The sequence below is a fragment of the Pseudonocardia sp. genome (assembly GCF_050250275.1).
Taxonomy (GTDB): domain Bacteria; phylum Actinomycetota; class Actinomycetes; order Mycobacteriales; family Pseudonocardiaceae; genus Pseudonocardia.
Map to the genome: position 1 here is coordinate 193,540 of NZ_JBFWOY010000006.1, position 24,348 is coordinate 217,887.

The 24,348-nt window shown below is 69.7% G+C and carries 20 protein-coding genes; 13 read left to right on the forward strand and 7 right to left on the reverse strand.

Translation table 11 applies throughout. The features are described 5' to 3' along the window. Positions 1 to 2: 2 nt before the first annotated feature. From AB7F12_RS08590 to AB7F12_RS08615, 6 genes are all read right to left on the reverse strand, one after another. Positions 3 to 1,055, reverse strand: coding sequence for an ABC transporter ATP-binding protein (locus AB7F12_RS08590; protein ID WP_428499579.1), 1,053 nt, complete (start codon positions 1,053 to 1,055; stop codon positions 3 to 5). Continuing rightward, the gene (locus AB7F12_RS08595) at positions 1,052 to 2,044 is read right to left on the reverse strand and encodes an ABC transporter ATP-binding protein (RefSeq protein WP_428499580.1); all 993 of its coding nucleotides are present in this window, start codon (positions 2,042 to 2,044) and stop codon (positions 1,052 to 1,054) included. The genes AB7F12_RS08590 and AB7F12_RS08595 overlap by 4 nt, the downstream gene beginning before the upstream one ends. 1 nt (position 2,045) lies before the next feature. Further along, positions 2,046 to 3,041, reverse strand: coding sequence for an ABC transporter permease (locus tag AB7F12_RS08600; protein WP_428499581.1), 996 nt, complete (start codon positions 3,039 to 3,041; stop codon positions 2,046 to 2,048). Continuing rightward, complete coding sequence (locus AB7F12_RS08605) at positions 3,038 to 3,967, reverse strand: ABC transporter permease (protein WP_428499583.1); 930 nt, start codon at positions 3,965 to 3,967, stop codon at positions 3,038 to 3,040. The genes AB7F12_RS08600 and AB7F12_RS08605 overlap by 4 nt, the downstream gene beginning before the upstream one ends. Positions 3,968 to 4,004: 37 nt before the next feature. Continuing rightward, positions 4,005 to 5,525, reverse strand: a complete 1,521-nt coding sequence (locus AB7F12_RS08610; RefSeq protein ID WP_428499584.1) for an ABC transporter substrate-binding protein — start codon at positions 5,523 to 5,525, stop codon at positions 4,005 to 4,007. Between the two features lie 109 nt (positions 5,526 to 5,634). Further along, positions 5,635 to 6,447: an MBL fold metallo-hydrolase gene (locus AB7F12_RS08615; RefSeq protein ID WP_428516424.1), complete on the reverse strand. Its 813-nt coding sequence runs from the start codon at positions 6,445 to 6,447 to the stop codon at positions 5,635 to 5,637. A gap of 1,384 nt (positions 6,448 to 7,831) precedes the next feature. Between AB7F12_RS08615 and AB7F12_RS08620 the strand changes: the two genes are divergently transcribed. The 9 genes from AB7F12_RS08620 to AB7F12_RS08660 all read left to right on the forward strand — a co-directional run bounded on the left by AB7F12_RS08620 (position 7,832) and on the right by AB7F12_RS08660 (position 17,901). Then, complete coding sequence (locus AB7F12_RS08620; RefSeq protein ID WP_428501350.1) at positions 7,832 to 8,308, forward strand: low molecular weight protein-tyrosine-phosphatase; 477 nt, start codon at positions 7,832 to 7,834, stop codon at positions 8,306 to 8,308. Continuing rightward, positions 8,305 to 9,147 (forward strand): fructosamine kinase family protein, encoded by an 843-nt coding sequence (locus AB7F12_RS08625; protein WP_428501351.1) that lies wholly within the window; start codon positions 8,305 to 8,307, stop codon positions 9,145 to 9,147. The genes AB7F12_RS08620 and AB7F12_RS08625 overlap by 4 nt, the downstream gene beginning before the upstream one ends. A 331-nt stretch (positions 9,148 to 9,478) precedes the next feature. Next, the gene (locus AB7F12_RS08630; protein ID WP_428501352.1) at positions 9,479 to 11,104 is read left to right on the forward strand and encodes an ABC transporter substrate-binding protein; all 1,626 of its coding nucleotides are present in this window, start codon (positions 9,479 to 9,481) and stop codon (positions 11,102 to 11,104) included. Positions 11,105 to 11,158: 54 nt separating this feature from the next. Continuing rightward, on the forward strand, positions 11,159 to 11,998 hold the full coding sequence (locus tag AB7F12_RS08635) for a MaoC/PaaZ C-terminal domain-containing protein (protein WP_428501353.1): 840 nt from the start codon (positions 11,159 to 11,161) through the stop codon (positions 11,996 to 11,998). Further along, a complete protein-coding gene (locus AB7F12_RS08640; RefSeq protein WP_428501367.1) occupies positions 11,998 to 13,167 on the forward strand; it encodes an acyl-CoA dehydrogenase family protein in 1,170 nt (389 codons plus the stop codon). Before AB7F12_RS08635 ends, AB7F12_RS08640 begins: the two co-directional genes overlap by 1 nt. A gap of 7 nt (positions 13,168 to 13,174) precedes the next feature. Further along, the gene (locus AB7F12_RS08645) at positions 13,175 to 14,065 is read left to right on the forward strand and encodes an SDR family NAD(P)-dependent oxidoreductase (protein WP_428501354.1); all 891 of its coding nucleotides are present in this window, start codon (positions 13,175 to 13,177) and stop codon (positions 14,063 to 14,065) included. Beyond that, positions 14,062 to 14,943, forward strand: coding sequence for an amidohydrolase family protein (locus AB7F12_RS08650; protein WP_428501355.1), 882 nt, complete (start codon positions 14,062 to 14,064; stop codon positions 14,941 to 14,943). Before AB7F12_RS08645 ends, AB7F12_RS08650 begins: the two co-directional genes overlap by 4 nt. Continuing rightward, entirely contained in the window at positions 14,940 to 16,511 is a 1,572-nt protein-coding gene (locus AB7F12_RS08655) for an AMP-binding protein (RefSeq protein ID WP_428501356.1), read from the forward strand. Before AB7F12_RS08650 ends, AB7F12_RS08655 begins: the two co-directional genes overlap by 4 nt. A gap of 76 nt (positions 16,512 to 16,587) precedes the next feature. Then, entirely contained in the window at positions 16,588 to 17,901 is a 1,314-nt protein-coding gene (locus AB7F12_RS08660) for a DUF2252 domain-containing protein (RefSeq protein ID WP_428501357.1), read from the forward strand. 25 nt (positions 17,902 to 17,926) lie between these two features. Here AB7F12_RS08660 and AB7F12_RS08665 read toward each other — a convergent pair whose 3' ends face one another. Continuing rightward, positions 17,927 to 18,694 carry an IclR family transcriptional regulator gene (locus AB7F12_RS08665; RefSeq protein ID WP_428501358.1) on the reverse strand — a complete coding sequence of 256 codons (768 nt, stop codon included), beginning with the start codon at positions 18,692 to 18,694 and terminating at the stop codon, positions 17,927 to 17,929. A 291-nt stretch (positions 18,695 to 18,985) separates the two neighbouring features. Here AB7F12_RS08665 and AB7F12_RS08670 point away from each other — a divergent pair, with 291 nt between their 5' ends. From AB7F12_RS08670 to AB7F12_RS08685, 4 genes are all read left to right on the forward strand, one after another. Continuing rightward, positions 18,986 to 20,485 carry a nucleobase:cation symporter-2 family protein gene (locus AB7F12_RS08670; RefSeq protein WP_428501359.1) on the forward strand — a complete coding sequence of 500 codons (1,500 nt, stop codon included), beginning with the start codon at positions 18,986 to 18,988 and terminating at the stop codon, positions 20,483 to 20,485. A 430-nt stretch (positions 20,486 to 20,915) separates the two neighbouring features. Then, entirely contained in the window at positions 20,916 to 21,848 is a 933-nt protein-coding gene (locus AB7F12_RS08675; protein WP_428501360.1) for a sugar ABC transporter substrate-binding protein, read from the forward strand. Positions 21,849 to 21,970: 122 nt separating this feature from the next. Continuing rightward, complete coding sequence (locus AB7F12_RS08680; protein WP_428501361.1) at positions 21,971 to 23,305, forward strand: amidohydrolase family protein; 1,335 nt, start codon at positions 21,971 to 21,973, stop codon at positions 23,303 to 23,305. Further along, positions 23,302 to 24,342, forward strand: coding sequence for a GntG family PLP-dependent aldolase (locus AB7F12_RS08685; RefSeq protein ID WP_428501362.1), 1,041 nt, complete (start codon positions 23,302 to 23,304; stop codon positions 24,340 to 24,342). The genes AB7F12_RS08680 and AB7F12_RS08685 overlap by 4 nt, the downstream gene beginning before the upstream one ends. Positions 24,343 to 24,348: the final 6 nt, after the last annotated feature.

The following is a 24,348-nucleotide window of genomic DNA, read 5'->3' on the forward strand; positions in this document are numbered from 1 at the left end:
CGTCACGAGAGGTCGTCCCCGCACACCGTGGCGGGGACGGCCGGCGAGATCCGGTGCCGATCGTCCTCCCGGGCGACGAAGCACGCGCAGCGCTGTCCGGCCGCCAGCAGCTCGAGCTCCGGTACTTCCTCCGCACACCGGGACTCGGCCCTGTCGCATCGGGTCCGGAACCCGCAGCCCGACGGTGGATGAGCCGGATCCGGCAGCTCGCTCCCCATCCGCACTCTGGCCGAGCCCTTGCTGTGAATGCTCGGGACGGCAGCGATGAGTCCCCGGGTGTAGGGATGCGCTGCGGAGCGGAAGATCGTCTCCGACTCCCCTGTCTCAACCATTCTCCCGAGGTACATGACGGCGACCCGATCAGCAATCTGGCGAACCACACCGAGGTCGTGCGAAATAAACAGATAGCTGAGTCCCAAGTCCCGCTGGAGCTCGCGCATGAGCTCGATTATTTGCGCCTGGATCGATACGTCGAGGGCCGAGAGCGGTTCGTCGCACACGATCGCCTCCGGCCGGGCCGAGAGAGCACGCGCGATTCCGATCCGTTGACGTTGCCCACCCGAGAACTCATGCGGGTACCGCGCCAGGTGGTCCGGATGGAGCCCTACACGCTCGATCAGCAGAGCCAGTTCGTCCTCACGGTCGGCTGGCGCCGGTCGTAGGTGCGGGTGGATCGTCCACGCCTCGCTCAGAAGCTGACGGACCGTCATTCGTGGGTTGAGCGCCGCATGCGGGTCCTGGAAGATGATCTGAACACGCTGACGGAGCCGTCGCAGATCGGCACCGGTCGACTCGAGGACGTTGTGCCCGTTCACGAGGATCTCACCGCGGTCCGGTCGAAGGAGGGAGACCACGAGGCGCGCGATCGTGGATTTGCCGCACCCCGACTCGCCGACCAGCGCCAGGGTCTCGCCCGCCCGGAGCTCGAACGACACGCCTCGGACAGCCTGCACGCGCTCCTTCCGGCGCCGCCCCGACCGCCCTTTCACGGAGAAGGATTTCTCGATGTCTCGAGCCGCCAGCAGCGGTGGACCATCGACTTCCATCGCGGTCATGGCGACACCGCGAGTTGCTCGCTGAAATGACAGCGCGCGCTACCGACGCCCACTTCGCGCAGAAGTGGACGCTCCCCCACGCAGAGGTCCTCGACGAAATCGCACCGGGGTGCGAAGAGACAGCCGGACGGCAGGTCGTGCAGGTTCGGAACAGCACCCCCGATCGGGTGCAGCACTTCCTTCGGCCGATCCAGGTCCGGCAGCGAGCGGAGCAGGGCCTTCGTATACGGATGAGCCGGCCGCTGCAGGACGGCTGAGACCGGTCCGCTCTCGACGACCTGGCCGGCGTACATCACCACCAGCTCGTCGACGACGTTGGCGACCACAGCGAGGTTGTGACTGATCAGAATGACGCTGAGGCCCATCTCCGCTGTCAGGGACTTCAACAGGTCGATGATCTCCGCCTGAACGCTCACGTCGAGCGCCGTCGTCGGCTCGTCCGCGATGAGCAGCCGGGGCCCGCCGATCAGACCCATGGCGATCAGCACGCGCTGTCGCATACCGCCGGACAGCTCGTGCGGGTATGCGTTCATCCGCGCCCGGGCCGACGGAACCTGTACTCGTTCGAGAAGGTGGACCGCGCGCTCACGCGCTGCTTCCTTCGTCAGTTCACGGTCCGCCTGCCGGGCGGCCTCCACCAGTTGGTAACCGACCTTGAGCCTCGGGTTCAGTGAGGTGAGGGCGTCCTGGAAGACGATGGCGATCTGCCTGCCGCGTATCGCCTGCATCCGGCGTTCCGGGACTTCGAGGAGATCCACACCGTCGAACAGGACACGTCCACCTTCGACCCTCCCCGGCGGGCTGTCCAGGACGCGGAGGATCGCCTGTGCCGTGACGCTCTTGCCCGACCCGGACTCCCCCACTATCCCGAGAGATCGCCCTGCCCGAACGGTGAAGCTCACGCCGTTCACCGCCTGTGCCGGGCTGCCGATCCCGTCGAAGACGACCGTCAGATCGACGACGTCCAGCAGCGTCTCACCTACGCGCATGTCACCTCGATTCATCCTTCCGCCGCCGCCGCGATCCTCGGGTCTTGTGCGTCGAGGATCCGCGCAGGAGCCAGCGCCATCGATCCGTCGGATCCGTGATGCCGCGGAGCCACGTCGCGAAGAGAGTCACGGAGAGTGCTGTCAGGAACATCGCCGTCCCCGGCATCGTCACGAGCCACCACGCAGTTCTGATCTTCTCGTTGCCGACCTCGATCTGCAGACCCCACGACGTCAGCGGCGCCTGAATTCCGAGCCCGAGATAGCTGAGAGTCGCCTCGAGGAGGATCATCCGCGCGAGTTCGAGCGTGGCGAGCACCACGAGCGGCGACACAAGATTCGGGAGTATGTGCCGGAAGATGATTCGCATCGGCCCGGCGCCGAGTGCCACCGCGCCCTCGACGAATTCCCGCTCACGTAGGGAGAGAACGAGTCCCCGGGTCAGGCGAGCGTAGACCGGCCACCGGAGAATAGCCATGACCAACAACATGTTGGCAAATCCGGGGCCGATGGTGAACAGCACGAACAGTGCGATGAGCAGTGTCGGAAATCCGAGTTGCAGATCGGACACCCGCATCACGAGATCGTCGACCCAGCCACGCCGGTATCCCGCGACGAGACCCAGGACGACGCCGACGAGTCCCGACAAGAGCACGCTGATGACCGCGACCGTGATCGAGATCCGGCCGCCTTCGATCAGGAGTGACAGAACGTCACGGCCGACGGCATCGGTGCCGAGGATGTGAGGCGGGCCCCCGTCCCCTGGACTGAGGGGCGGCAGCAACGCCTGTCGCAGGTTCTGTTCCTGTGCGGAGTACGGGCTGACGAATGCGGGAAAGGCGACCGACACGAGCAGCACCACGATGTAGATGCCGGCGAGCAGGGTCACCCAGTCCCGCAGAAGACTGCGAAGGGCCATTCGCCACGAGGACGGCTTTCCCGCCGCCCCGCGAGCGCTCGTGTCTGCAGCGCCGATCGTCGGCGGCCGGGTGGTCGTCATTTGAACTCGATCTTCGGGTCGATGGCGGTATAGGTCAGGTCCACGACCAGGTAGACGAGGATCACGATCACCGCTATCACCAATGCCGTTGTCTGCACCAGCACGAAGTCCCGGTTCGTTATCGACTGGATCATCATGAGGCCGAGGCCGGGCCAGGCGAAGATCGTCTCGATGACGATCGTCCCGCCCAGCAGTTCAGCTGCATCGTCACCGACGGTGGTCACGATGGGGACGCCGGCGTTCTTCAGGGCGTGGCCCACGACACGTACCGTCCCGCAACCCTTGGCACGGGCCGTTTTCACGTACGGCTGCCGCAACTCCTCGAGCACCGAACTGTAGGTGAAGACCGCAATCCTGCCGAATGGACGGAAGGCAAGTGCCAACGCAGGCAGGAATACATAACTCCACCCCTGGAGGCCGTACCCTCCGAAGCCTCCCGTCTTGAACAGACCCAAACTGATCGGAAAGATCAGGATGAGCATCAGGGCCAGCCAGAAATGCACCACCGACGTGCCGATGTAGGAGAGCACGTGGACCGCCCGATCCAGGACCGATCCCGGTCGCAGCGCTGCCACGGTCCCGAGGGCGATACCCGCAGGAATCGCCATCAGCAGCGCGACTCCTGCGAGGAACAACGTCGCCGGAACCTTGCTCAGCACGAGCGGCAGGGACGGCACCTTCTGCCACAACGAGTCCCCCAGATCACCGGTGACGACACCGCTCAGATACGCACCGAGCTGTGTTGCGATCGACTGGTCCAGTCCGAGACTCGTTCGAAGCTGGTCCCGCGCCTCCGCCGGGGCGTCGGGCGGAAGCATGATCGAGACCGGATCACCGATCAGCCGCGTCATGACGAAGACGAGGATCAGGGCGGCGACGACCACGCTCACCGACTGGACGACGCGCCGGGCGGCATAGTTGATCATCCGACCTCCGGATGTCGTTAACTAGCGGACGGCCTGGTCACATACTCGCCAGACCCATGTCCTTGACGTAGAAGAAGCCATCCGCCCGCGGCGTCCATTGGAGGTTCTCGCCGACTCCATGGCGCAGCTCGGTCTGGAACAGGGGTATCCACGCGTACGCGTCGTAGAGCTTCGTCATCACAGCCTGGTAGGCGGTGTCGCGCTCGGAGCCACCGGCCGCTGCTGCGGTCTTGGCATCCTCGTCGATCGCCGGGTCACAGAACGCGGAGTTCGGCCCCCCGCACCGGGCATAGGATCCGTAGGTTCCGGATGCATCGAACACCTGGTTTGCGTGTTCGTGGAGGGTGATGAGGCTGCGCCCCTCCGGAGGGGTCCCGAGGAACTCCTTGAGGAAGGCCTGCTGGTCCTCGATCTCGACGGTGATGTTGAGCGGGAGCACCTTGAGCGCGTCCCTGATGATGTCGGTCAGGTTCTGAATGCTCCGCAGACGGGTCGGCTCGGCGACGATACGAATGGGTGTGCTCGTGGGAACGCCGTCTGCTGCTGCCTGGTTCACCAGCTCCACGGCCTTCGCGGGGTCGAACGGATACGGGGCGAGGCCGTGGGGATATCCGACCATGTAGTCGGCGATGATCGTCGGGCTGACCGGCGCGTTCGCGTACAGCTGCTTCGCGATGGTGTCCTTGTCGATCGCGAGAGCGATGGCCTCACGGATCCGCGCGTCCTTCAGCACCGGGCTGCTGGTCTGGTCCGGCCGCAGGAACGAGAAGGCATTGCTCGGCGCGGAGATGCAGCGGTCGTCGAGAGCCTGCAGGCACGAGTCCACAGCGAGCCGGTCCGCGAGCTGCGCCTCACCGGACTGCACGGCCGCGAGCCTCGACTCGTCATCCGGCCGCTGCAGCCAGATGACCTTGTCGATCTTCAGCTTGTCCGCGCCCGCCCACCAGTCGTTGTTCTTGGTCAGGATGAACTGCCGGCCCCGCTCCCAGGAGTCCATCACGTAGGGACCCGTCCCGATCGACTTCTGCTCCCAGGCGGCTTGCCCACCGGTGTCGAACTGCTGTTTCGACTGAATCAGTGCGCTCGTCATCCGCTGCTCGAGGATCGGGTCCGCACCAGCAGTCACGACATCGACCGTGTGGTCGTCGACCACGTTCGCCGTGATCTGCGGTCCCATGACCTGCCGGATCCCGAAGTTGTTCTCCTTCGCGAACAGGCGGTTGATCGCGAATGCCGCCACCTCGGCGTTGAAGTCCGACCCGTCCTGGAACTTGACGTTCTGCCGCAGTTGGAAACGCAGCGTCTGGGGGTCGACACGGGTCCAACTGGTCGCGAGGACCGGCACCAGAACCGACGGGTCCTTGCCGTCACGGTCGAGGAGGGGTTCCATCACCTGGCGTTGGACCTGGCCCCGCGTGGCGGCGAAGGCGAACGACGCGTCGACGGTCGGGTACTCGCCGAAGCTGGCAACGGTGATCTCAGCCGGGGCGTCGTTCGCCGGCGATCCCGAACCACCGCAGGCGCTCGTGACCAGTGCTATGGCGAGGGCAGTGGACACGACCGGAACACATCTCGATATTCGACCCCGCCGAAGTTTCATCGTCATTTTGGTCTCCACGATCGGCTTTCGATCCAGAATGGTTGTTGAGAGGGCCGTGCAACTCGAGCTAGGCAGAGTAGCCGACAACCGGTCTGTTCTCTCTCTCCGCGAGAGTCGTGACCATCCCTTCGTAGATGAGCTGCGTCATCTCGTCGATGTTCGTGATGACGCTGCCGTGCGCCGGCGCGAGCATGGCCGGGGGGTATGTCGCGAAGAGTTTTTCGATCTCCCGGAAGGCCTTCTGTGGTCCGACGTACCGGGTCCAGAAGAGCGCCCGTTCGTTGAACCAGGCGATCTGACGTTCACTCGGGACCGATCGCTCGGTCGAGAGGAGCGCACATTCGCCACTCCGATGGTCGTGCAGGTAACAGAAACCATCGGAGACGAACATCGTCCGGCTACGGGTGTCATACCCCCAGACCGTATTGGGAAGGTCTCGGAGCAGGGCGGGCAGGACCACGAAGTCGCGGCCACCCAGTTCGATCTTCTCGCCGACACCGCGCGGCTCCAGGCGGCCGGCGAACCTTGGATAGAAGAGGTGGTAGTCGCGGGTGTCCCCGACGACACGGGCCTGCGGATACTTCTCCAGAAGCCTTGCAACGTTTCCTGCATGGGGATACTCGGTATGGCTGGGAAAAATGTAGTCGAGGGGGCGGTCCCCCAATATCGCGTCGAGATCGGCGCTGACCTTCTCCCAATGCGCCGGATGGCCGGTGTCGACGATCAAGGATGCATCCGCCCCGACGACCACGTAGGTGCACATGTGGCTGTGAATCTGAGCATCTCCGCTACCGAAGACCATGCAACCACCGGTCCAGAAGACGCCTGCCTCGAATTCTCGGGGAAACGCCGGGTCGATCACGATCTCGTCATCACTCATGCATTGACCTCCGCGCCGCACGCAATGACCACCACCTGATCCGGACACAATCTCTCGACCGAGCTCACCGACGACATCTCTCGCTGTTCCCGCAACTGTCGAGCAGTCTGCACAGCATTACCGGCACGGATCTCCGCGCCGGTCGTGGAACCGCCAGTGACCGGCATCGTGAAGAGCTGCCGATCCACGAGGACCGCCGCCCAGACGGACCCGCAGTTCGCGGTCAGAAAATAGGGTTTTCGTGAAGTACGAGTGCGGAGCCTTGCCTCTTACGCATCATCGTCATGCTCGCGCCGCTCCGACCTCGAGAGCGGCGCCGACCGTCGTACGAGGCGATAATATACAGCTGTCTACGATTGTCAACTGCTGTATACCGTCGTCGTCCGTGCATGGATTCTCGCCCGGTCCGCCCCGCGGCACTTCCAGCTCTCGTCGCACCGCGACGACCGCTGTCAGTAGCTGCGCGGGACGTCCACAGCAGCCCGGGCGGGTCGCCCCGCGGTTCGCGATGAGAGCAGCGCGCCGCGGTGGACGCCGCGATCAGCAGTTCGTGAATCCATGTAGCCCGACCTGCGTCAGGAGCCTCACCCGGCAGCCGAGCCGCCGCCCGCACCTCCGACCCCGAACCGTGGAACCGCTACGTGCAACCCACCGCTGCTGCAGCGGACACTGTCCCGGCACCGTCGGCGGACGGTCGTCATTCGCAGCCCAGATGACGCCGAGCAGCGTGGCCGGCAACGAGCACGTTGCACGGGGCCCCCGACGCTGGATTCAGGCAGCACCTTGCCCGGCCGGCAGGAGCGACCACGGCCGGCGGCCTCCAGGAGCCGCCGATATCCGTTCCTGGGGGGCCAGGGCCTCGTCCCAGGGGCGCCGATCAGACGCTTCCTCCGGCGTTCCGTCACCAGGGCTGCAGGTAGGCACCCCTCATCGCTCCGAGGATCCCGAGGGCCTCATCGGAGCCGGGCGCGGGTCCGTTCCGTCGTGTTCCACCCGTATGCCTGGTCGAGCCGGGGACCAGGCGGCGGCAGGTACCCACAGCACGCCGCCCTGGCGTCGCCGAAGATCGAGAGCGTGTGATGCAGCCCGGCCACGGGGCAGCTGTCGTACTCGTCGATGCATCGCAGCGCGGCGCGAGGCACGAATGCGCCCGACATGCCGTCCATGATGGACGGCGTGCGTCGCCGGGACACCCTGTCGCACGCACCTGGTCCGATCGCCCAGCGGCGACCCCAACCGCTCAGGTGTCAAGATGAGGTCCTTCGGCGCGGTCGTGAGTCGGCACCGGCACTCCGCCACGGCCTCTCATCCTGGTTGCCCCGAGTGACCAACGTCAGTGGTCGAACGGGAGCAATTGCGCACAGCCACTAGCTACGGTTGGCCTATGGCTGGACACCCGGCGCGCCTTCATGTGAGTTTCGTCTGTACGGGCAACATCTGCCGCTCCCCCATGGCCGCGCAGGTGCTCCGCGCCCACCTGGACCATGCCGGAGTGCGTGACGTCGTCGTCACCAGCGCCGGGACGGGTGGTTGGCACGCCGGTGAGCCCGCCGACCCCCGGGTGGTGGAGGTGTTGCGCAGCAACGGGTACGGCACCGAGCACGTGGCACGTCAGATCGACTCCGGGAGCCTGTCGGCCGATCTGGTGGTGGCGCTCGACCGTGGCCATCTGAGCTTGCTGCGCGGGCAGGTGCCCGAGCCCGACCGGGTGCGGCTGCTGCGTTCCTTCGACCCGGGCGCCCCGTCCGACGCCGAGGTTCCCGATCCGTACTACGGCCCGCCGGAGGGTTTCGACGAGGTCCTGCGGCTGATCGAGGCCGCGATGCCGGGTCTGGTCGAGTGGGTGCGGGCCGGGGTGTGACCCGGCCGGGCGGCGCGGTGGCCCGGCTGCTGGGCCTCGACGTCGTCTCGACGGCGTCGCTGGGTGGCGCGACGCGGGTGGAGCTGGCCGACGGGTCGGCGGTCGTCGCGAAGTCCGGGGCCGCCGTCGTGGCGGAGGCCGCGGGGCTGCGGTGGCTCGCCGAGGGCGCCGGGCCGGCGGTCGCGGAGGTGGTGGCGGCCGACGAGGACTGGTTGGTCACCGGTTTCGTGCCGACGAGCGCGCCGACGGCCGCGGCGGCCGAGGCGTTCGGGGTGGCGCTGTCGCGGCTGCACGCCGCGGGTGCTGCGGCGTTCGGCTCACCGCCACCGGGTGGGCCTGTCGACGCCTGGATCGGCGGGGCCCCGATGCGCAACGTCGAGGGACGGGACTGGGCGAGCTGGTACGTCACGCACCGGGTGCTCCCCTATGTCCGGGCGGCCCGCGACGCCGCGACCCTGGACGCCGACGAGGTCGCGCTGGTCGAGCGGGTCTGTGCGCGGCTGCCGGAGCTGGCGGGGCCCGCCGGGGCACCGGCGCGGCTGCACGGTGACCTGTGGTCGGGGAACGTGCTGTGGACGGCTGCCGGGGCGCTGCTGATCGACCCGGCCGCGCACGGCGGGCATCCGGAGACGGATCTGGCGATGCTGGAGCTGTTCGGGCTGCCACACCTCGTGCGGGTGCGTGCGGCCTACGACGAGGCGGCGCCGCTCGCCGCCGGGCACGAGGCGCGGATCGGGGTGCACCAGCTCTTCCCGCTGCTGGTGCACGTCGTGCTCTTCGGTGGTGGCTACGCGGGCCGTGCCGTGGCCGCGGCCCGTGCGGCGCTGCGGGCGGGCTGACGGCCGCCGCCATCCGGCGGAATTCGGCGTCGCCCCGGGTCCTCGCGCGCCGCGGGTCGGGCCGGTGCCGAGCGCGCCGGGATCAGGGCTTCGACCTGCGGGACTGCGCGGGGCCGGGCGGAGCCGAGGGGCCGGGGGAACCGGACATCGAGCGCGAAACCCCGGTGCCGGCGTCACCATAATTGTTAACAATCTGGTTGCCATGTTTGGGCCCGCCTCGCTACCGTCCGTTTCATACCGAGAGCCGGAGGCCCATCATGGGTGTTGCCGTCAACGTCGACGGACGAGCTGACCGACACGTCGTGGCACTTCCCCAGGGGGTGGTGCCGGTATGAACCGGTCACTCCCACGCCGCCGGCACCGCCGCGCCGCGGTGACGGTCCTCGCGATCGCCACACTGGTCCTCGGCGCCTGCGGCAGCAACGCCGGCTCGTCGAACGGGCCGCAGCTGCGCACCGTCAACCCCTTCGGCGACGACCTCGCCTCCGAGGGCACCGCCAAGAACGGCGGCACGCTGATCCTGGCCGAGGACCGCGAGATCGTCAGCTTCGACCCGACCGTCCAGAACTCCAACATGGCCGCGCTGGCCGTCTACGACTCGCTGCTCAAGCTCGACGACAAGGGTGTCCCCCAGCCCTACATGGCGAAGTCGATGGACACCACCGACAACGGCACCACGTGGCGGATGGGCCTGCGGCCCGAGGTGAGGTTCTCCGACGGCACCCCGCTCGACGCGCAGGCCGTCATCACCAACGTGCAGCGCCACATCGACAAGAAGTCGTCGCCGTCGAACCGGTACGCGGTGGTCATCGCGTCGATGCGCGCGGTCGACCCCACGACCGTCGAGTTCACGCTGAAGAACCCCAGCGGGACGTTCCCGCAGCTGTTCGCGCTGCCGTTCAACTCCGGCAACCTCGGCACGATCGTGTCCCCGAAGGCGTTGCAGGAGAAGGGTGAGGCCGGAATCGCGAAGGAACCGGTCGGCGCCGGACCGTTCGTGTTCAGCAGCTGGGTCCGCGACTCGAAGCTGACCCTGTCGAAGAACCCGACCTACTGGCAGCAGGGCCTGCCCCATCTCGACGGCCTGGAGTTCCGGCCGTTGCCCGACACCGAGACCCGCTACGCCTCGATCGAGAACGGTGACGTCGACGTGGTGTACGGGGGCTATCACACCGAGCTGATCCGCGGTCTGGGCAACCCGAACCTCAAGGTCTACTACGGCTCCGGGAACGGCGCGGAGTACATCTACTTCAACCAGACGCGAGCACCGTTCGACGACCGGCGGATGCGGGAGGCCGTCGTCCGGGCGATCGACCTGAACGCGTTGGCGGCCAGCCAGTACCGGGGTCAGATGGAGCGTGCCGACGGCTACTTCGGCACCGACAGCCCGTTCGCCACCCAGGCCTCGCGCGACGCGTGGCCGGCGTTCGACCTCGAGAAGGCCAAGCAGCTCGTCGCCGACTACAAGGCGAGCGGCGGCAGCGCCGTCGTCCAGTACAAGACGACCAACGCCCCCAACCGCGTCGCGTTCGCGGAGTTCCTGCAGGCCCAGCTCAAGGCGGCCGGCATCGACATCCAGGTCCAGTTCTACGACCTCGCGCAGTACTCGTCGAGCGTCGTGCAGAGCCACGACTTCCAGATCGCGGGCTGGGTCGGCGGTCCGGTCGACGGGCCGTTCCCGGGCGCGTTCAACCTGTTCCATTCCGGTGGCAGCACGAACTTCGGGGAGTACTCCAACCCGCAGGTCGACGCGGCGCTCGACACGGCCGTCGCCACCACCGACCCGGAGGAGCTGGCGAAGGCCTACCAGCAGGTCCAGCAGCTCACCAACCAGGACCTCGCCGTCGCCTACTACAGCCGTGGATACCTGTCGACGATCGCGAAGCCCGAGGTCGAGGGCATGCAGCGGTACCTGACCCGCGACACGTTCTTCTCGAACATGTGGCTCGACCGGTGACCGCCCGGCACATGGCGACGACCCACATGACAACCCGCACGGGAGGGCACTGACATGCCGATCGACCCGGGCGCCGTGGGGCGCGAGGGTGAGCCCCGCACACGGTCGTGGGACTCGACGGACGCGCTGCTCTACGCCGTCGGGGTGGGCGCCGGGCTCGGCGCTCCCGCGCAGGAGCTGGAGTTCACGACGGAGAACTCCGACGGCGTGACGCAGCGGGTGCTCCCGACGTTCGCCGTCCTGCTCTCCCAGGCCCCGACGCCGGACTTCGGCGAGTTCGACCGGTCGATGCTGGTGCACGCCGAGCAGCACCTCGTGCTGCACCGGCCGGTGCCCGTCGAGGGCAGCGTGACGACGACGGCGCGTGTCACCGGTGTGCACGACAAGGGTTCGGGTGCGCTCGTGAGCGTCGAGGCCACGGCGGTCCTCGACGGTGGCGAGCCGCTGGCCACGAACCGCAGCGCCGTGTTCATCCGCGGCGAGGGCGGCTTCGGCGGGGAGCGCGGCCCGACGCAGACGTGGTCACCGCCCGACCGGGCGCCCGACCACACCGTCACCTACGCGACCCGGCCGGAGCAGGCGCTGCTCTACCGGCTCTCGGGCGACCGCAACCCGCTGCACTCCGACCCGGCCTTCGCGGCCAAGGGTGGGTTCGACACCCCGATCCTGCACGGGCTGTGCACCTACGGGGTGACGGGCCGGGCGCTGCTCGCGACGGTGTGCGGCGGCGACCCGGACCGGCTGACGGCGATGTCGGGCCGGTTCTCCGCGACGGTGCTCCCGGGGCAGTCGCTGACCGTCGACGCCTGGCAGGACGGGGCCGACGTCTGGTTCCGCACCAGGCTCGACGACGGCACGGTGGTCATCGACCGCGGCAGAGCCACGGTCGGATGATCGACTTCTCGCTGTCCGACGAGCAGCGCCAGGTCCGCGACACGGTCCGCGCGTTCGTCACCCGTGAGGTCGTCCCGCTCGAGGCGCAGGTGCTGCGCAACGAGCGGGACGGCCGGCCCGGTCTCGAACCGGGCGTCCTGGAGACGTTGCAGGACAAGGCCCACGAGATGGGCTTCTGGGGCGTCACCACCCCGGAGGAGTTCGGCGGGATCGCGCTCGGACCCGTCATGGACGCGGTGCTGGCGATGGAGCTGGGCCGCACGTTCGTCCCGTTCCGGTTCGGCGGCTCGGCCGACAACATCCTGTTCGACGCCTCGGCGGAGCAGCAGGCGGAGTACCTGGTGCCGACGATCGAGGGTCGCCGACGCAGCTGTTTCGCCATCACCGAGCCGGGCGCCGGGTCGGACGCCCGCAACATCCGCACCCGGGCCCGCCGCGACGGCGAGGACTGGGTGATCACGGGTGAGAAGACGTTCATCACCGGCGGGACCGAGGCCGACTTCTGCATCGTCTTCGCCGTCACGGACCCCGACCTGGGCGCCGACGGCGGCATCACGTGCTTCCTCGTCGACCGCGCGATGGGCTGGACGTCGTCACCGATCCCGACGATGGGCGAGTGGGGCCCGGCCTCGCTGAGCTTCGACGAGGTGCGGGTGCCGGCGCGCAACGTCCTGGGCGAGGTCGGCAAGGGTTTCGAGAAGGCGCTGCGCTGGATCGGGCAGGGCCGCTACCTGATCCCGGCACGGGCCGTCGGGTCGGCGGAGCGGCTGCTGGGCATGGCGGTCGACTACGCGCAGGTCCGCGAGTCGATGGGGCACAAGATCGCGGAGTACCAGGCCATCCAGTGGCAGATCGCGGACTCGGCCGTCGAGATCGAGTCGACGAAGTGGCTGACGCTGCACGCCGCGTGGCGGGCCGAGACCGGTCGCGACGCCCGGCACGCCACGTCGATCGCCAAGCTGACCGGCGCGCTCATGGCCAACCAGGTCGTCGACCGGGTCCTGCAGATCCACGGCGGCATGGGCTACACGAAGGAGCTCCCGATCGAGCGCTGGTACCGCGAGCTGCGGCTGCTGCGCATCTACGAGGGCACCGACGAGATCCAGCGCCGCACCATCGCGCGCAACCTGCTGAAGGGCCACGTCGCCCTCGGCACGATCGGGGAGTGATCAGGAGATGCTGACAGGACGTTCGGTCGTCGTGACCGGATCGGGGCGCGGGCTGGGCCGCGCCTACGCGAAGGCCGTCGCGGCCGCGGGGGCGGGTGTCGTGGTCAACGACGTCGACGCCGAGGCCGCCGACGCGGTCGTCACCGAGATCGAGGCCGACGGCGGCCTGGCCACCTCGGTGGTCGCGCCGGTGGGCCCCACCGAGACCGCCGACGCGCTCGTCGCCGCCGCGGTCGAGCGGTTCGGCCGGCTCGACGCCATGGTCACCAACGCGGGCCTGCTCCGCGACCGGTCCGTCGCCAAGATGAGCGACGACGACTGGGACGCCGTCATCGCCACGCACCTGCGCGGCACGTTCACCTGCGCCCGCGCCGCGATCGCCCGGTTCCGCGAGCAGGGTGACGGGGGCCGGCTCGTGCTCGTCGGCTCCCCCGCCGGCCAGCGCGCGAGCTTCGGGCAGACCAACTACTCCGCGGCCAAGGCCGGGATCGTCGGCATGGCCCGCACGCTCGCCGCCGAGACCGCCCGCCACGGGATCACGGTGAACGCGCTGGTCCCGGTCGCGCTGACCCGCATGGTGGCGACGATCCCCGCGTTCGCCGACGCCGTCGCCGCCCTGGAACGCGGCGAGCCGGTCCCGGAGCAGCTGCGCGCGAACGGGGTGGGCAGCGCCGAGGACGTCGCGCCGCTGCTGGTGTGGCTGCTCTCCGACGCCGCGGCCGAGGTCACCGGGCAGGCGCTCGGCGCCGGCGGCGACAGGATCACGGTCTGGACGCACCCGACGGTCGCGGCGGAGGCGTCTATGCCCGGCGGGTGGACCGCCGAGGCCATCGCGAAGGAGTTCCCCGCCCAGCTCGCCCCGCACCTGCAGGCCTACGCCCCGGAGCGCCACGCATGAGTCTCGACATCAGCACCTTGGCGGCCATCGACGTCCACACCCACGTCCACTTCTCGCAGGCCGCCGCGGCGAGCCCCGAGGGTGGGGCGCGGATGGAACAGATGCGGGCCCGGTTCGGCTCCGACATCCTCGGCATGGACCTGCCCGGGATCGCCGAGTTCTACCGGCAGCGCAACATGGCCGCGGTCGCGTTCACCATCGACAGCCTCGGCGAACCGTCGGAGCACGCCCCGACCAACGAGGAGATCGGCGAGCTCGCCGCGCAGCACACCGACGCGATCATCCCGTTCGCGAGCGTGCACCCGTTGCGCGGCAAGGGTGGCGCCAAGATCGCACGCCGGCTGATCGAGACCTACGGGTTCAAGGGGTTCAAGTTCCACCCCAGCGTCCAGGAGTTCTACCCCAACGACCCGGTCGCGTTCCCGATCTACGAGGTGCTCGCCGAGTACCAGCTGCCCGCGCTGTTCCACACCGGCCAGAACGGCGTCGGCGCCGGGACGAAGGGCGGCGGCGGGATCCGGCTGAAGTACTCCGATCCCCTCCACCTCGACGACGTCGCCGTCGACTTCCCCGACATGCCGATCGTCATGGCGCACCCCTCGTTCCCGTGGCAGGACGTCGCGCTGTCGGTGGCCACGCACAAGGCGCAGGTGTGGATCGACCTGTCGGGCTGGTCGCCGAAGTACTTCCCGCCGCAGCTGGTGCAGTACGCGAACACGTTGCTGCGCAAGAAGGTGCTGTTCGGGACGGACTTCCCGCTGTTCACCCCGGAACGCTGGATGGCCGACCTGGAGAAGACCGAGATCCGCGACTCGGTGAAGCCCGACATCATGCTGCACAACGCGGCGCGGCTGTTCGGGCTGGAGCCGACGGGATGACCCCGCTGCCGGACGACTTCGCCAGCCACTTCGAGCTCGTCGCCGACCTCGCCCCGGACCGCCTCGCGGTCGCCCGGGGCGAGGTGGCGCTGACGTGGGCGGAGTTCGAGGACGGCGCGGCACGGCTGGCCGGGTGGCTCGCCGGGCAGGGCATCGGCGACGGCGACCGCGTGGCGATGATGGCGCGCAACTCCCCCGGCTACCTGGTCGCGCTGTTCGCGATCTGGAAGCTGCGGGCGACGATGGTCAACGTCAACTACCGCTACCGCGCCGAGGAGGCGGCCTACGTGCTGGCCGACGCCGGCGCGACGGCGGTGCTCGCCGACGACGACCTGCTCGACGTCGCGCGGGCCGCCTCGACCGGCACGACGCTCGTCGTGCGGCTCGGTGCCGGGACCGGCGGACCCGCCTTGCCCCGGACACGGCGCGACGGCGACCGGGAGTGGCTGCTCTACACCGGCGGGACGACCGGCAACCCGAAGGCCGTCGTCGGGTCGCACGCCGAGCGGTGCCGCACCGCGCAGTCGGGGACGCTGCGCAGCCTGGGGCTGGACCGCGCCGACGGCGTCGACGCCCTGCGCGCCGCGCTCGCCGTCGACCCGCGGGGACCCGACGGCATCGTGTGGCTGCCCGCGCCACCGCTGATGCACGGCACCGGGCTGTACTCGGCGCTCGGGGCGCTGGCCGGCGGGGCGCCCGTCGCGCTGCTGCCCGGCCGCGGCACCTCGGGCGACGACCTCGCCGACACGATCGCGGCGCACGGCGTCACCGACCTGACGATCGTCGGCGACGCCTTCGCCCTGCGCCTGCTCGACGCCCTCGACGCCGACGCGGCCGCGGGCCGGCCCTCGCGCATCCCGACGTTGAGCCGGATCCGCAGCATCGGGGCGGTGTGGAGCCCGGCGGTCAAACGCCGCCTGCTCAGCCACGCCGACCTCGCCCTGCACGACTCCATCGCCGCCTCGGAGGGCGGGCTGTACGCCGTCTCGGTCGTCACCCGCGACACCCCCGACGACCGGCTCGGCGGCTTCGAGCTCGCCCCGGACGCGCGGCTGCTCGACGAGGACGACCACGACGTGGTCCCCGGCTCGGGCGTGGTCGGGCTGCTCGCGGCCCCCGTGGTCGAGGACGCCGGGTACGCGGGCGACCCGCAGCAGACGGCGCGGGCCTTCCGCGATCTCGACGGGGTGCGGTTCTCGATCCCGGGCGACATGGCCCGGCTCGGCGCCGACGGCCGCCTGGAACTGCTGGGGCGCGGCAGCTCGGTCATCAACACCGGCGGCGAGAAGGTCTACACCGACGAGGTCGAGATCGTGCTGCGCGAACACCCTGCGGTGCGCGACGTCGTCGTGGTGGGGGTGCCCGATCCCGTGTACGGCAGCGTCGTCGGCGCCGTCGTCGCGCTGGAGCAGGGCCGTCACGCCGACCCGGACACGTTGCGCGACTTCGTCTCCGCCCGGTTGGCGTCGTACAAGAAGCCGCGACGGCTCCTGCTGGCCCCGGAGGTCGAGCGGCTCGCCAGCGGCAAGGCCGACCTGCGCTGGGCCAAGGAGCAACTGAGCCCGTGAGCGACCGCTGACCGGTCGGACCGTTCCGCGAGCGGCACGCCGCCGCTAACGTCGGCGTGTGACCACAGTGGCCGAAGTGACGGCACAGGACGGCCAGGACGTCGGCAGGGCCGCTCGGGAACGCGCACCGCGGCGCGCGTTCGGCGACTGGACGCCGTCGCTGCGCAGCGTCGACGTGATCGGGATGCTCACGGCGCAGAACACGATCCGCGCCGCGGACCTCGTCCCGGTGCGCTGGGCGCGGATGAGCGCGTCGCCGTGGACGTTCTACCGCGGCGCGGCGGCGGTGATGGCCGCCGACCTCGGCGCACGGCCGCACAGCGGGCTCACGGTCCAGCTCTGCGGCGACGCCCACCTGCTCAACTTCGGGCTCTGGGCCACCCCCGAGCGGAACCTGTCGTTCGACCTGCGCGACTTCGACGAGACCCTCCCCGGCCCGTTCGAATGGGACGTCGCCCGCCTCGTCACCAGCATCGAGGTGCTCGCGCGCGTGCACGGCGGGGACGCCGCCGCCGCGATCGCGCACTGCCTCGCCGCCTACCGCACGCAGATCGCCCGGTACGCCGGCGCGCACGTCCTGGACACCTGGTACGACCTGATCCACGTCGACCGGTTCCTGTCGGTGTTCACCGACGCCGACCGGCCGCGCGCCGCCGCGCACATCGCGCGCAAGGCGCAGCGCCGGACCCACCGTGGTGTGCTACGCAAGCTCACCGAGATCCGCGACGACCGGCTGCGGATCAGCGAGGACCCGCCGATCCGCGAGCACCGTCCCGACGGTCCCGCCGAGGAGCTGTTCGCACGCTACCGCGAGTCGCTGTCCGACGACCGTCGTCACCTCCTCGACCGTTTCAGCCCCGTCGACACGGTGCGCCAGGTGGTGGGCGTCGGCAGCGTCGGGATGCGGGTGCACCTGCTCCTGCTGCAGGGCCGGGACACGACCGACCCGCTGTTCCTGCAGATCAAGCAGGCGGGCGCGTCGGTGTACGAGCCGTTCTGCGGCGCGAGCCGCTACGGCGCGCACGGACGCCGGGTGATCGAGGGCAAGCGGCTGGTGCAGAGCGCGACGGATGTGTTCGTCGGCTGGGCGAGCGCCCGCGGCCACGACTACTACGTGCGGCAGTTCCGGGACATGAAGGTCATCGCCGACGGCACGCTGATCGCGCCGCGGCTGCCGGAGTTCGCGACGGCCTGCGGACAGGTCCTCGCCCGCTCCCACGCCCGGTCGGGCGACGCGGTGGCGATCGACGCCTACATCGGAAAGGGCCGGGCCTTCGACGACGGTATGACGGCGTTCGCCGCCGCCTACGCCGGCCAGAACGCGGCCGATCACCGCCGCCTCGTCGACGAGATCGCCGCCGGCCGCCTGCCGACCGCGAACGACTGGTGAGCGGCCCACCGGCAGGCGTGCGCGCTCAGGCCGGGACGCCGGCCCGCGGCTCGACCGCCCGCTGCAGCCCACGGACCGTCGAGAGGAGCTGGCCGGCGAAGGCCTGCAGCTGGGGCTCGACCCGGGGTCCGGGGCCGGACAGGTTGACCGCAGCCACGATCTGCCCGGCGCGGTCCCGCACCGCGGCGCCGATCCCCACGAGCTCCGGGCCGAAGATCCGGTCGGCGACGGCGAACCCGGACCGTCGGGCGGCCCGCACCCGGGCGAGGTAGTCCTGCGTCTCCCGGGGCCCGATGCCGTTCGGGCCCCGGCGGACGATGTCCACGATGTGCTCGTCGTCGTGGTCGAGGAGCAGGGCCATGCCGCTCGCGCAACAGTTCACCGGGACCGTCCGGCCGGCCCATCCGGCGGCCTCGCCCGGGCGGTGCGAGCTCTCCGAGTGCACCGTGAGTACCTCGCCGCCACTGAGCACGGTCAGATAGCTGCGCTCACGCACGAGGGCCGTCAGCCGGAACATCAGGGGCACGGCCGCCCGGGTGAGCAGCCGATCACCGGCCCGGATCGCCAGCCCGTACAGCCGCCAGCTCAACGTGTAGTGCCCTGCGGGGGTCCGCGACACCAGGCCGGTCTCCAGGAGGCTCCGGAGCTGCCTCGACACCACCGACCGCTCGCGTCCCAGGAGCCGGGCGACGTCGGCGGCCGTCGGACCGTGGGGGAACTCCGCCGGGTCGGCGGAGCCGAGCACGTCGAGCACCGCCATGACCTTGGCCGCGCCGCTCTGTTTCTGATCCATGTCGATCTCCGGCGACTCGCAGACGGACAGATTTTGGGATCCCAAACTAGGCCCGACGGCGATGCTAGGGACAGCCCACATGGGTGTCAACGACGACGGCTACAGGCGTACTCCCTGCACAATGATCCTTTCGGGGCCGCGACCAGCCCGCTCCCGAATCGTTGACAGTGAGCGGCCTCACTCTTAGAGTCCCGTTTTGGGATCCCGAAACCAGTGCACCCCGGGCTGCGACGCGTCTGCAGCCGTACGCGGGGCCGCAGCCAACCCGCTCACAGCGCGGAGGTCCACCCGATGAAACCGACCGACGACGACGCCGGACCCGAGACCGGAGGCGTCGCCACCGCTCGTCCCGAGGACGAGAACCTCCCCGTGACGAGCACCTTCGCCTACGGTTTCCAACACGTGTTGAGCATGTACGGCGGCATCATCGCCGTCCCGCTGATCGTCGGACAGGCCGCCGGCCTGTCCGCGGGCGACATCGGCATCCTCATCGCCGCCGCCCTGTTCGTCGGGGGCCTCGCGACCCTCCTGCAGACCCTCGGCGTCCCGCTCCTCGGCTGCCGGCTCCCGCTGGTACAGGGAGTGTCGTTCTCCGGTGTCGCCACCATGGTCGCCATCGTCTCCGACGGGGGCGGCCTGTCCGCCGTGTACGGGGCGATCATCGTCGCGGCAGCCGTCGGGCTCCTGATCGCACCGGTCTTCGCCAAGATCGTCCGCTTCTTCCCCCCCGTCGTGACGGGCAGCGTCATCACCACCATCGGGCTCTCCCTGATGCCGGTGGCGGCCAACTGGGCCATGGGCGGCAACAAGACCGCCCCCGACTACGGCAGCGTCTCGAACCTGACCCTGGCCGCCGTCACGCTCGCCCTCGTGCTCGTCCTGAGCAAGGTCGGGGTCGCGGCGATCTCCCGGCTGTCGATCCTCCTGGCCATCGTCCTGGGCACGCTCGTCGCGGTGGCGGTGGGCAAGACCGACTTCTCGAAGGTCGACGACGGGGCGATCGTCGCCTTCCCCACGCCGTTCCACCTCGGTGCCCCGACCTTCGACGTCGCCGCGATCGTCGGCATGCTCATCGTGATGCTGGTGATCCTGACCGAGACGATGGCCGACATCCTCGCGGTGGGCGAGATCATCGGCACGAAGACGGACTCCAGGCGCATCGCAGCAGGGCTGCGGGCGGACATGGCCTCCAGCCTGGTCGCCCCCGTATTCGGCTCCTTCCCGCAGAGCGCCTTCGCCCAGAACGTCGGGCTGGTGGCCGTGACCCGGGTGAAGAGCCGGTACGTGGTCGCCGCCGGAGGCCTCATCCTCGTGCTCCTGGGCCTGCTGCCGGTGCTCGGGCGCGTCGTGGCGGCGGTCCCCACCGCGGTCCTCGGTGGGGCGGGCATCGTGCTCTTCGGCACCGTCGCCGCGAGCGGGATCCGGACACTGGCCAAGGTCGAGTACCGGGACAACATGAACCTGATCATCGTCGCGACCTCGATCGGCTTCGGCATGATCCCGATCGCCGCGCCGGCCTTCTACGAGCACACCCCGAGCTGGTTCGGCACGATCTTCCACTCCGGGATCAGCTCGGCCGCGGTCATGGCGATCGCGCTCAACCTGCTCTTCAACCACCTCAGGCCGGGCAGCTCCAGGGCCGAGCAGCCGGCGACCGCCGTTACCGGGCGTGTCGTCTCCCCCAGGGACCTCGAATGCCTCGTCGAGGGAGACCGCTACGAAGGCGGCAGGTTGATCGACCGCGACGGCATCGAGGTGGCACGCGCGCCCGAGGGCCTGTCCGGACACTGAGCCGTGGGTCCGGGCAGCGGCCACCACCGCCTGCACCCGACCCTGCCGGTGACGCCGCCGGTTGCCACGCGGTGCGGGCGATGCACGGCTCCGCCGGCGCGCTGAGCCGGCAGCGCGGCACCGTCGCGCCGTCCACATCCGTGGCGACGGCGTCCGATTGCCGCACCCTCCGCCGACATTCGCGCATTGTCTGGGGGCGCGACGGAGAAATGTGCAATGGTCCGGCGGGTCGCCGAAGGCGCATTCCCGACGATGGTGCAAGAACTGCAACAGTTGTTGGGGACCGACCGGCGGCCGTTGCTAGGTTCGTGTCGTCGCCGACGCACCGATGAGACTCCTCCGGTGCAGGTCCACACCTTCGAGGTGAGCGCGACGAATTCGTCCGGGCTCTGTCATGAGCCGACTCAATTCTCAAGACGAGGAGAACGACATGCGTCAGGGTTCCCCTGTTGGTTCGGGCAAGGTCATCGCATCCATGACCAACGGGTTCAACATCTACACGCGGTACCTGTCCAGCGGTGTGCAGAAGGGGCTCGAGGGCACCGGCTACGGCTACATTGGCCGGCAGAACGGCTTCGACAGCGGCCGGGAGCTCGCCAACTTCGAGGAGCTCATCGAGCTCGGCGTGGACGGCATCGTCATCATGCCGCACAAGCTGGAGTCCGCCGCCCGCGGCGCCGAGCTGGCCGCGAAGGCGGGCATCCCGGTCGTCAGCCTGCTGCGGTTCGGTCCCGGCCCGATGGACGAGCACATCGTCGGTTCGGTCCGTCAGGACGCCCGGGTCGCCGACATCGCCGAGTGGGTCACCGCGAACACCGAGCCGTGCGAGGTCCTGCTCGTTCCCAGCGTCCTCGGGCAGGGCTTCTCCGAGACCTACACCAAGACGCTCGAGGACGCCTTCGAGAGGTTCGGCGGCGGTCGCTGGAAGATCGTGGGCGCGGCCGAGGGGCACTACGACCGGTTCAGGGCACGCGCCGCCGTCGAGGGTCTGCTGCGCGAGCACCCGGGTGCGAAGGTGGTCATCGACTACGCCGCGGAAATGGCGATCGGAATCGCGCAGTACCTGAAGGCGAACGACATCCAGGACGTCGTCACGATCACCAGCGACTGCACCGAGGAAATGATTCCCTGGGTGAAGGACGGCTGGATCACGGCCTCGCGCTACTACTCGCCGGCATGGCACGGCCTCACCGGCGTGCAGGTTCTCCGCGACTACCTCGAGAACGGGGGGAAGAAGCAGCTGGAGGCCGTCGAGGTTCCCGTCGCCGACGTGATCGTCACCAAGGAGAACATCGACGAATGGACCGCGAAGCAGCCGGTTTGTTACGAGGAGTACTTCGCGAACGTCGTGCGCATCCCGTGACACGCACGGCCGCGTCCACGGCAGCCACGCTGCCGGGACCGGCCCCGGCCCCCTGATCTCGTCCTCCCTGCCCCCGAGCCCCGGGGGCAGGGAGGACCTACCGCGAGAAAGGCCGCTCGAGCATGGACGACCTGCTGATCGAAGGGGCTCGGTTGTGGACCGGTGGACCGCTGCGCACCATCCACGTCGCCGGGGGCCACATCGTGTCGGTCACGCCGGAACCGGACCGCCGGGAACGCAGCGCCGACGTCGCGGCGGGGACGACGACGGTCCGCCTGGACGGGCGGCTGGTGTTCCCGGGCTTCGTCAACGTGCACGCCCACCTGGACAAGGCGATGCTGGCCGCGCGCGTCCCGGACGAGACCGGGACGATCGACGAGGTCCGGCGCACCATGGCCCGGGCGAAGTCGTCGTTCACCCACGACGACGTGCGCGAGCGCGCCGCCCGAACCCTCGACCGGTGCATCCGGCACGGCGTCACCGCGGTACGGACCCACGTCGACGTCGACCCGACGGTCGGGCTGGTGAGCCTGCGGGCTCTCGCGGAGCTCAAGAAGGAGTACGAGCACGCGATCGACCTGCAGATCGTCGCGTTCCCCCAGGAAGGCATCGAGGAGTTCCCCGGTACCGAGCAGCTCCTGCGGCAGGCGCTCGCGGACGGCGCCGATCTCGTCGGTGGCCACGCGAGCATCGCGGCCGGGACCGCCGAGCTCCGACGTCAGGTCGACATGGTCTTCGCGCTCGCCGAGGAGTTCGACGTGGACGTCGACTTCCACGCGGACTTCGGCATCACCGAGGACTACGGGCGGGAGGTGACCCGCCACCGCGACGGGCGCGACTACCCGGACAACCTGGGCGCGGTCCACATCGCCGAGCGAACCGTCTCGGCGGGCTACCAGGGGCGGGTGACGGTCGGTCACCTCTGCGGGCTCGACATGGTGGCGCCCGCACTGCGGGCGAACGTCTGCGACCTGCTGCGCACCGCCGGGGTGGCCGTGGTGTCGACGCCGGCGAGCAACCTCTACGGCAACGGTCGCGGCGACGCCGTCGGGGCGCGGCGCGGGGTGACCCGGCTGACCGAGCTGATGGCGGCCGGGGTCGACGTCGCGGTCGGTACCGACAACATCCGGGACGCCTTCAACCCGTGGGGCAACACCGACCTGATCCAGAACGCGGTCATCGCCTCACTGGCGTGCCACCTGGTCACCGAACAGGACTTCATGACCATGCTCGAGCTGCACACCACGGCACCCGCGAAGATCATGGGGCTGGCCGGCTACGGACTCGCCGCCGGCGACGAGGCCTCCCTCGTGGTGCTCGAGGCCCGCTCCCTCGCCGATCTCCTGGACGGCGACGTCGCCAGGCGGCTCGTGCTCAAACGCGGCCGGTCGGTGGGGCCGCCGCCGCCGGCCCCGCTCGAGGTGTGCGGCGGCCCATTGCCGGGTGTGGCCCCGTGACACGGCGGCCCCTCGACCTCAGAAGTGACACCGTCACCACACCGACCGCCCGGATGCGGTCCGCGATGGCTGCCGCGGAGGTCGGCGACGACGTCTTCGGGGAGGACCCGACGGTCCGGGCCCTCGAAGCGAAGAGCGCCGGGATGTCGGGGATGGAGGACGGGCTGTTCGTCCCGTCCGGCACGATGGCCAACCACCTCGCCATCCTGGCCCTGTGCGGACGGGGCCGTGCCGCGATCGTCCTGGAGCACTCCCATCTCGCCCGGATGGAGCGAGCCGGCGCCGCGGTCCTCATGGGGGTGCCGCTGCTCGCCGTCACGACGGGCAACGGCGTCGTCGACGACGTCCGGGTCGAGGCATCGCTGGCCCGTGTCGCCCCGATCCAGATGCCCAAGCTGGGCGTGCTCTGCCTCGAGAACACCTACGACCTGAACCGGGGGCTGGTGATCTCACCTGCCGAGACCGCCGCCATGGCTGCCGTCGGGCGGGGCCTCGGCGTCCCGGTGTTCCTCGACGGTGCGCGGATCTTCAACGCCGCGGTCGCCGCGGGCGCACCCCTGGAGTCGTTCACCCGCACGGTCGACGCCGCCCAGTTCTGCCTCTCCAAGGGGCTGTCGAGCCCGATCGGGTCGGTACTGGTCGGCCCACGGGACCTCATCGCCGAGGCGAGATGGCTGCGCCAGCAGCTCGGCGGTGGTTGGCGGCAGGCCGGGATCATCGCGGCGGCGGGGCTGGTGGCGCTCGACGAGATGGTGGGCCGCCTGGCCGAGGACCACGCCCACGCGCGTGAGCTCGGACGGTTGCTGGCGGAGGCCGGCCTCGGCGTCGACCACGCACAGATCCAGACCAACATCGTCAGGGTCGACGTCGGCGGGGCAGGTCTGACCGCCGAGGCCTTCGTCGCCCGGATGGCGGCCCGGCGGGTCCTCGTGAAGCCGGTCGGCCCCGACACCGTGCGCCTGGTCGTCCATCGCGAGATCGCCGCGAGCGACCTGACCGTGATCGCACGAGCGGCCGGCGCGTCCGTCGCCGCGTGAGGCAGA

Bases quoted from the DNA above. Each gene is read 5' to 3' on its own strand.
- AB7F12_RS08630 (WP_428501352.1), top strand. From the start codon at position 9,479: ATGAACCGGTCACTCCCACGCCGCCGGCACCGCCGCGCCGCGGTGACG.
- AB7F12_RS08645 (WP_428501354.1), top strand. From the start codon at position 13,175: ATGCTGACAGGACGTTCGGTCGTCGTGACCGGATCGGGGCGCGGGCTG.
- AB7F12_RS08675 (WP_428501360.1), top strand. From the start codon at position 20,916: ATGCGTCAGGGTTCCCCTGTTGGTTCGGGCAAGGTCATCGCATCCATG.
- AB7F12_RS08590 (WP_428499579.1), bottom strand. From the start codon at position 1,055: ATGACCGCGATGGAAGTCGATGGTCCACCGCTGCTGGCGGCTCGAGAC.
- AB7F12_RS08680 (WP_428501361.1), top strand. From the start codon at position 21,971: ATGGACGACCTGCTGATCGAAGGGGCTCGGTTGTGGACCGGTGGACCG.
- AB7F12_RS08665 (WP_428501358.1), bottom strand. From the start codon at position 18,694: ATGGATCAGAAACAGAGCGGCGCGGCCAAGGTCATGGCGGTGCTCGAC.
- AB7F12_RS08605 (WP_428499583.1), bottom strand. From the start codon at position 3,967: ATGATCAACTATGCCGCCCGGCGCGTCGTCCAGTCGGTGAGCGTGGTC.
- AB7F12_RS08670 (WP_428501359.1), top strand. From the start codon at position 18,986: ATGAAACCGACCGACGACGACGCCGGACCCGAGACCGGAGGCGTCGCC.
- AB7F12_RS08615 (WP_428516424.1), bottom strand. From the start codon at position 6,447: ATGAGTGATGACGAGATCGTGATCGACCCGGCGTTTCCCCGAGAATTC.
- AB7F12_RS08620 (WP_428501350.1), top strand. From the start codon at position 7,832: ATGGCTGGACACCCGGCGCGCCTTCATGTGAGTTTCGTCTGTACGGGC.
- AB7F12_RS08655 (WP_428501356.1), top strand. From the start codon at position 14,940: ATGACCCCGCTGCCGGACGACTTCGCCAGCCACTTCGAGCTCGTCGCC.
- AB7F12_RS08600 (WP_428499581.1), bottom strand. From the start codon at position 3,041: ATGACGACCACCCGGCCGCCGACGATCGGCGCTGCAGACACGAGCGCT.
- AB7F12_RS08650 (WP_428501355.1), top strand. From the start codon at position 14,062: ATGAGTCTCGACATCAGCACCTTGGCGGCCATCGACGTCCACACCCAC.
- AB7F12_RS08595 (WP_428499580.1), bottom strand. From the start codon at position 2,044: ATGCGCGTAGGTGAGACGCTGCTGGACGTCGTCGATCTGACGGTCGTC.
- AB7F12_RS08635 (WP_428501353.1), top strand. From the start codon at position 11,159: ATGCCGATCGACCCGGGCGCCGTGGGGCGCGAGGGTGAGCCCCGCACA.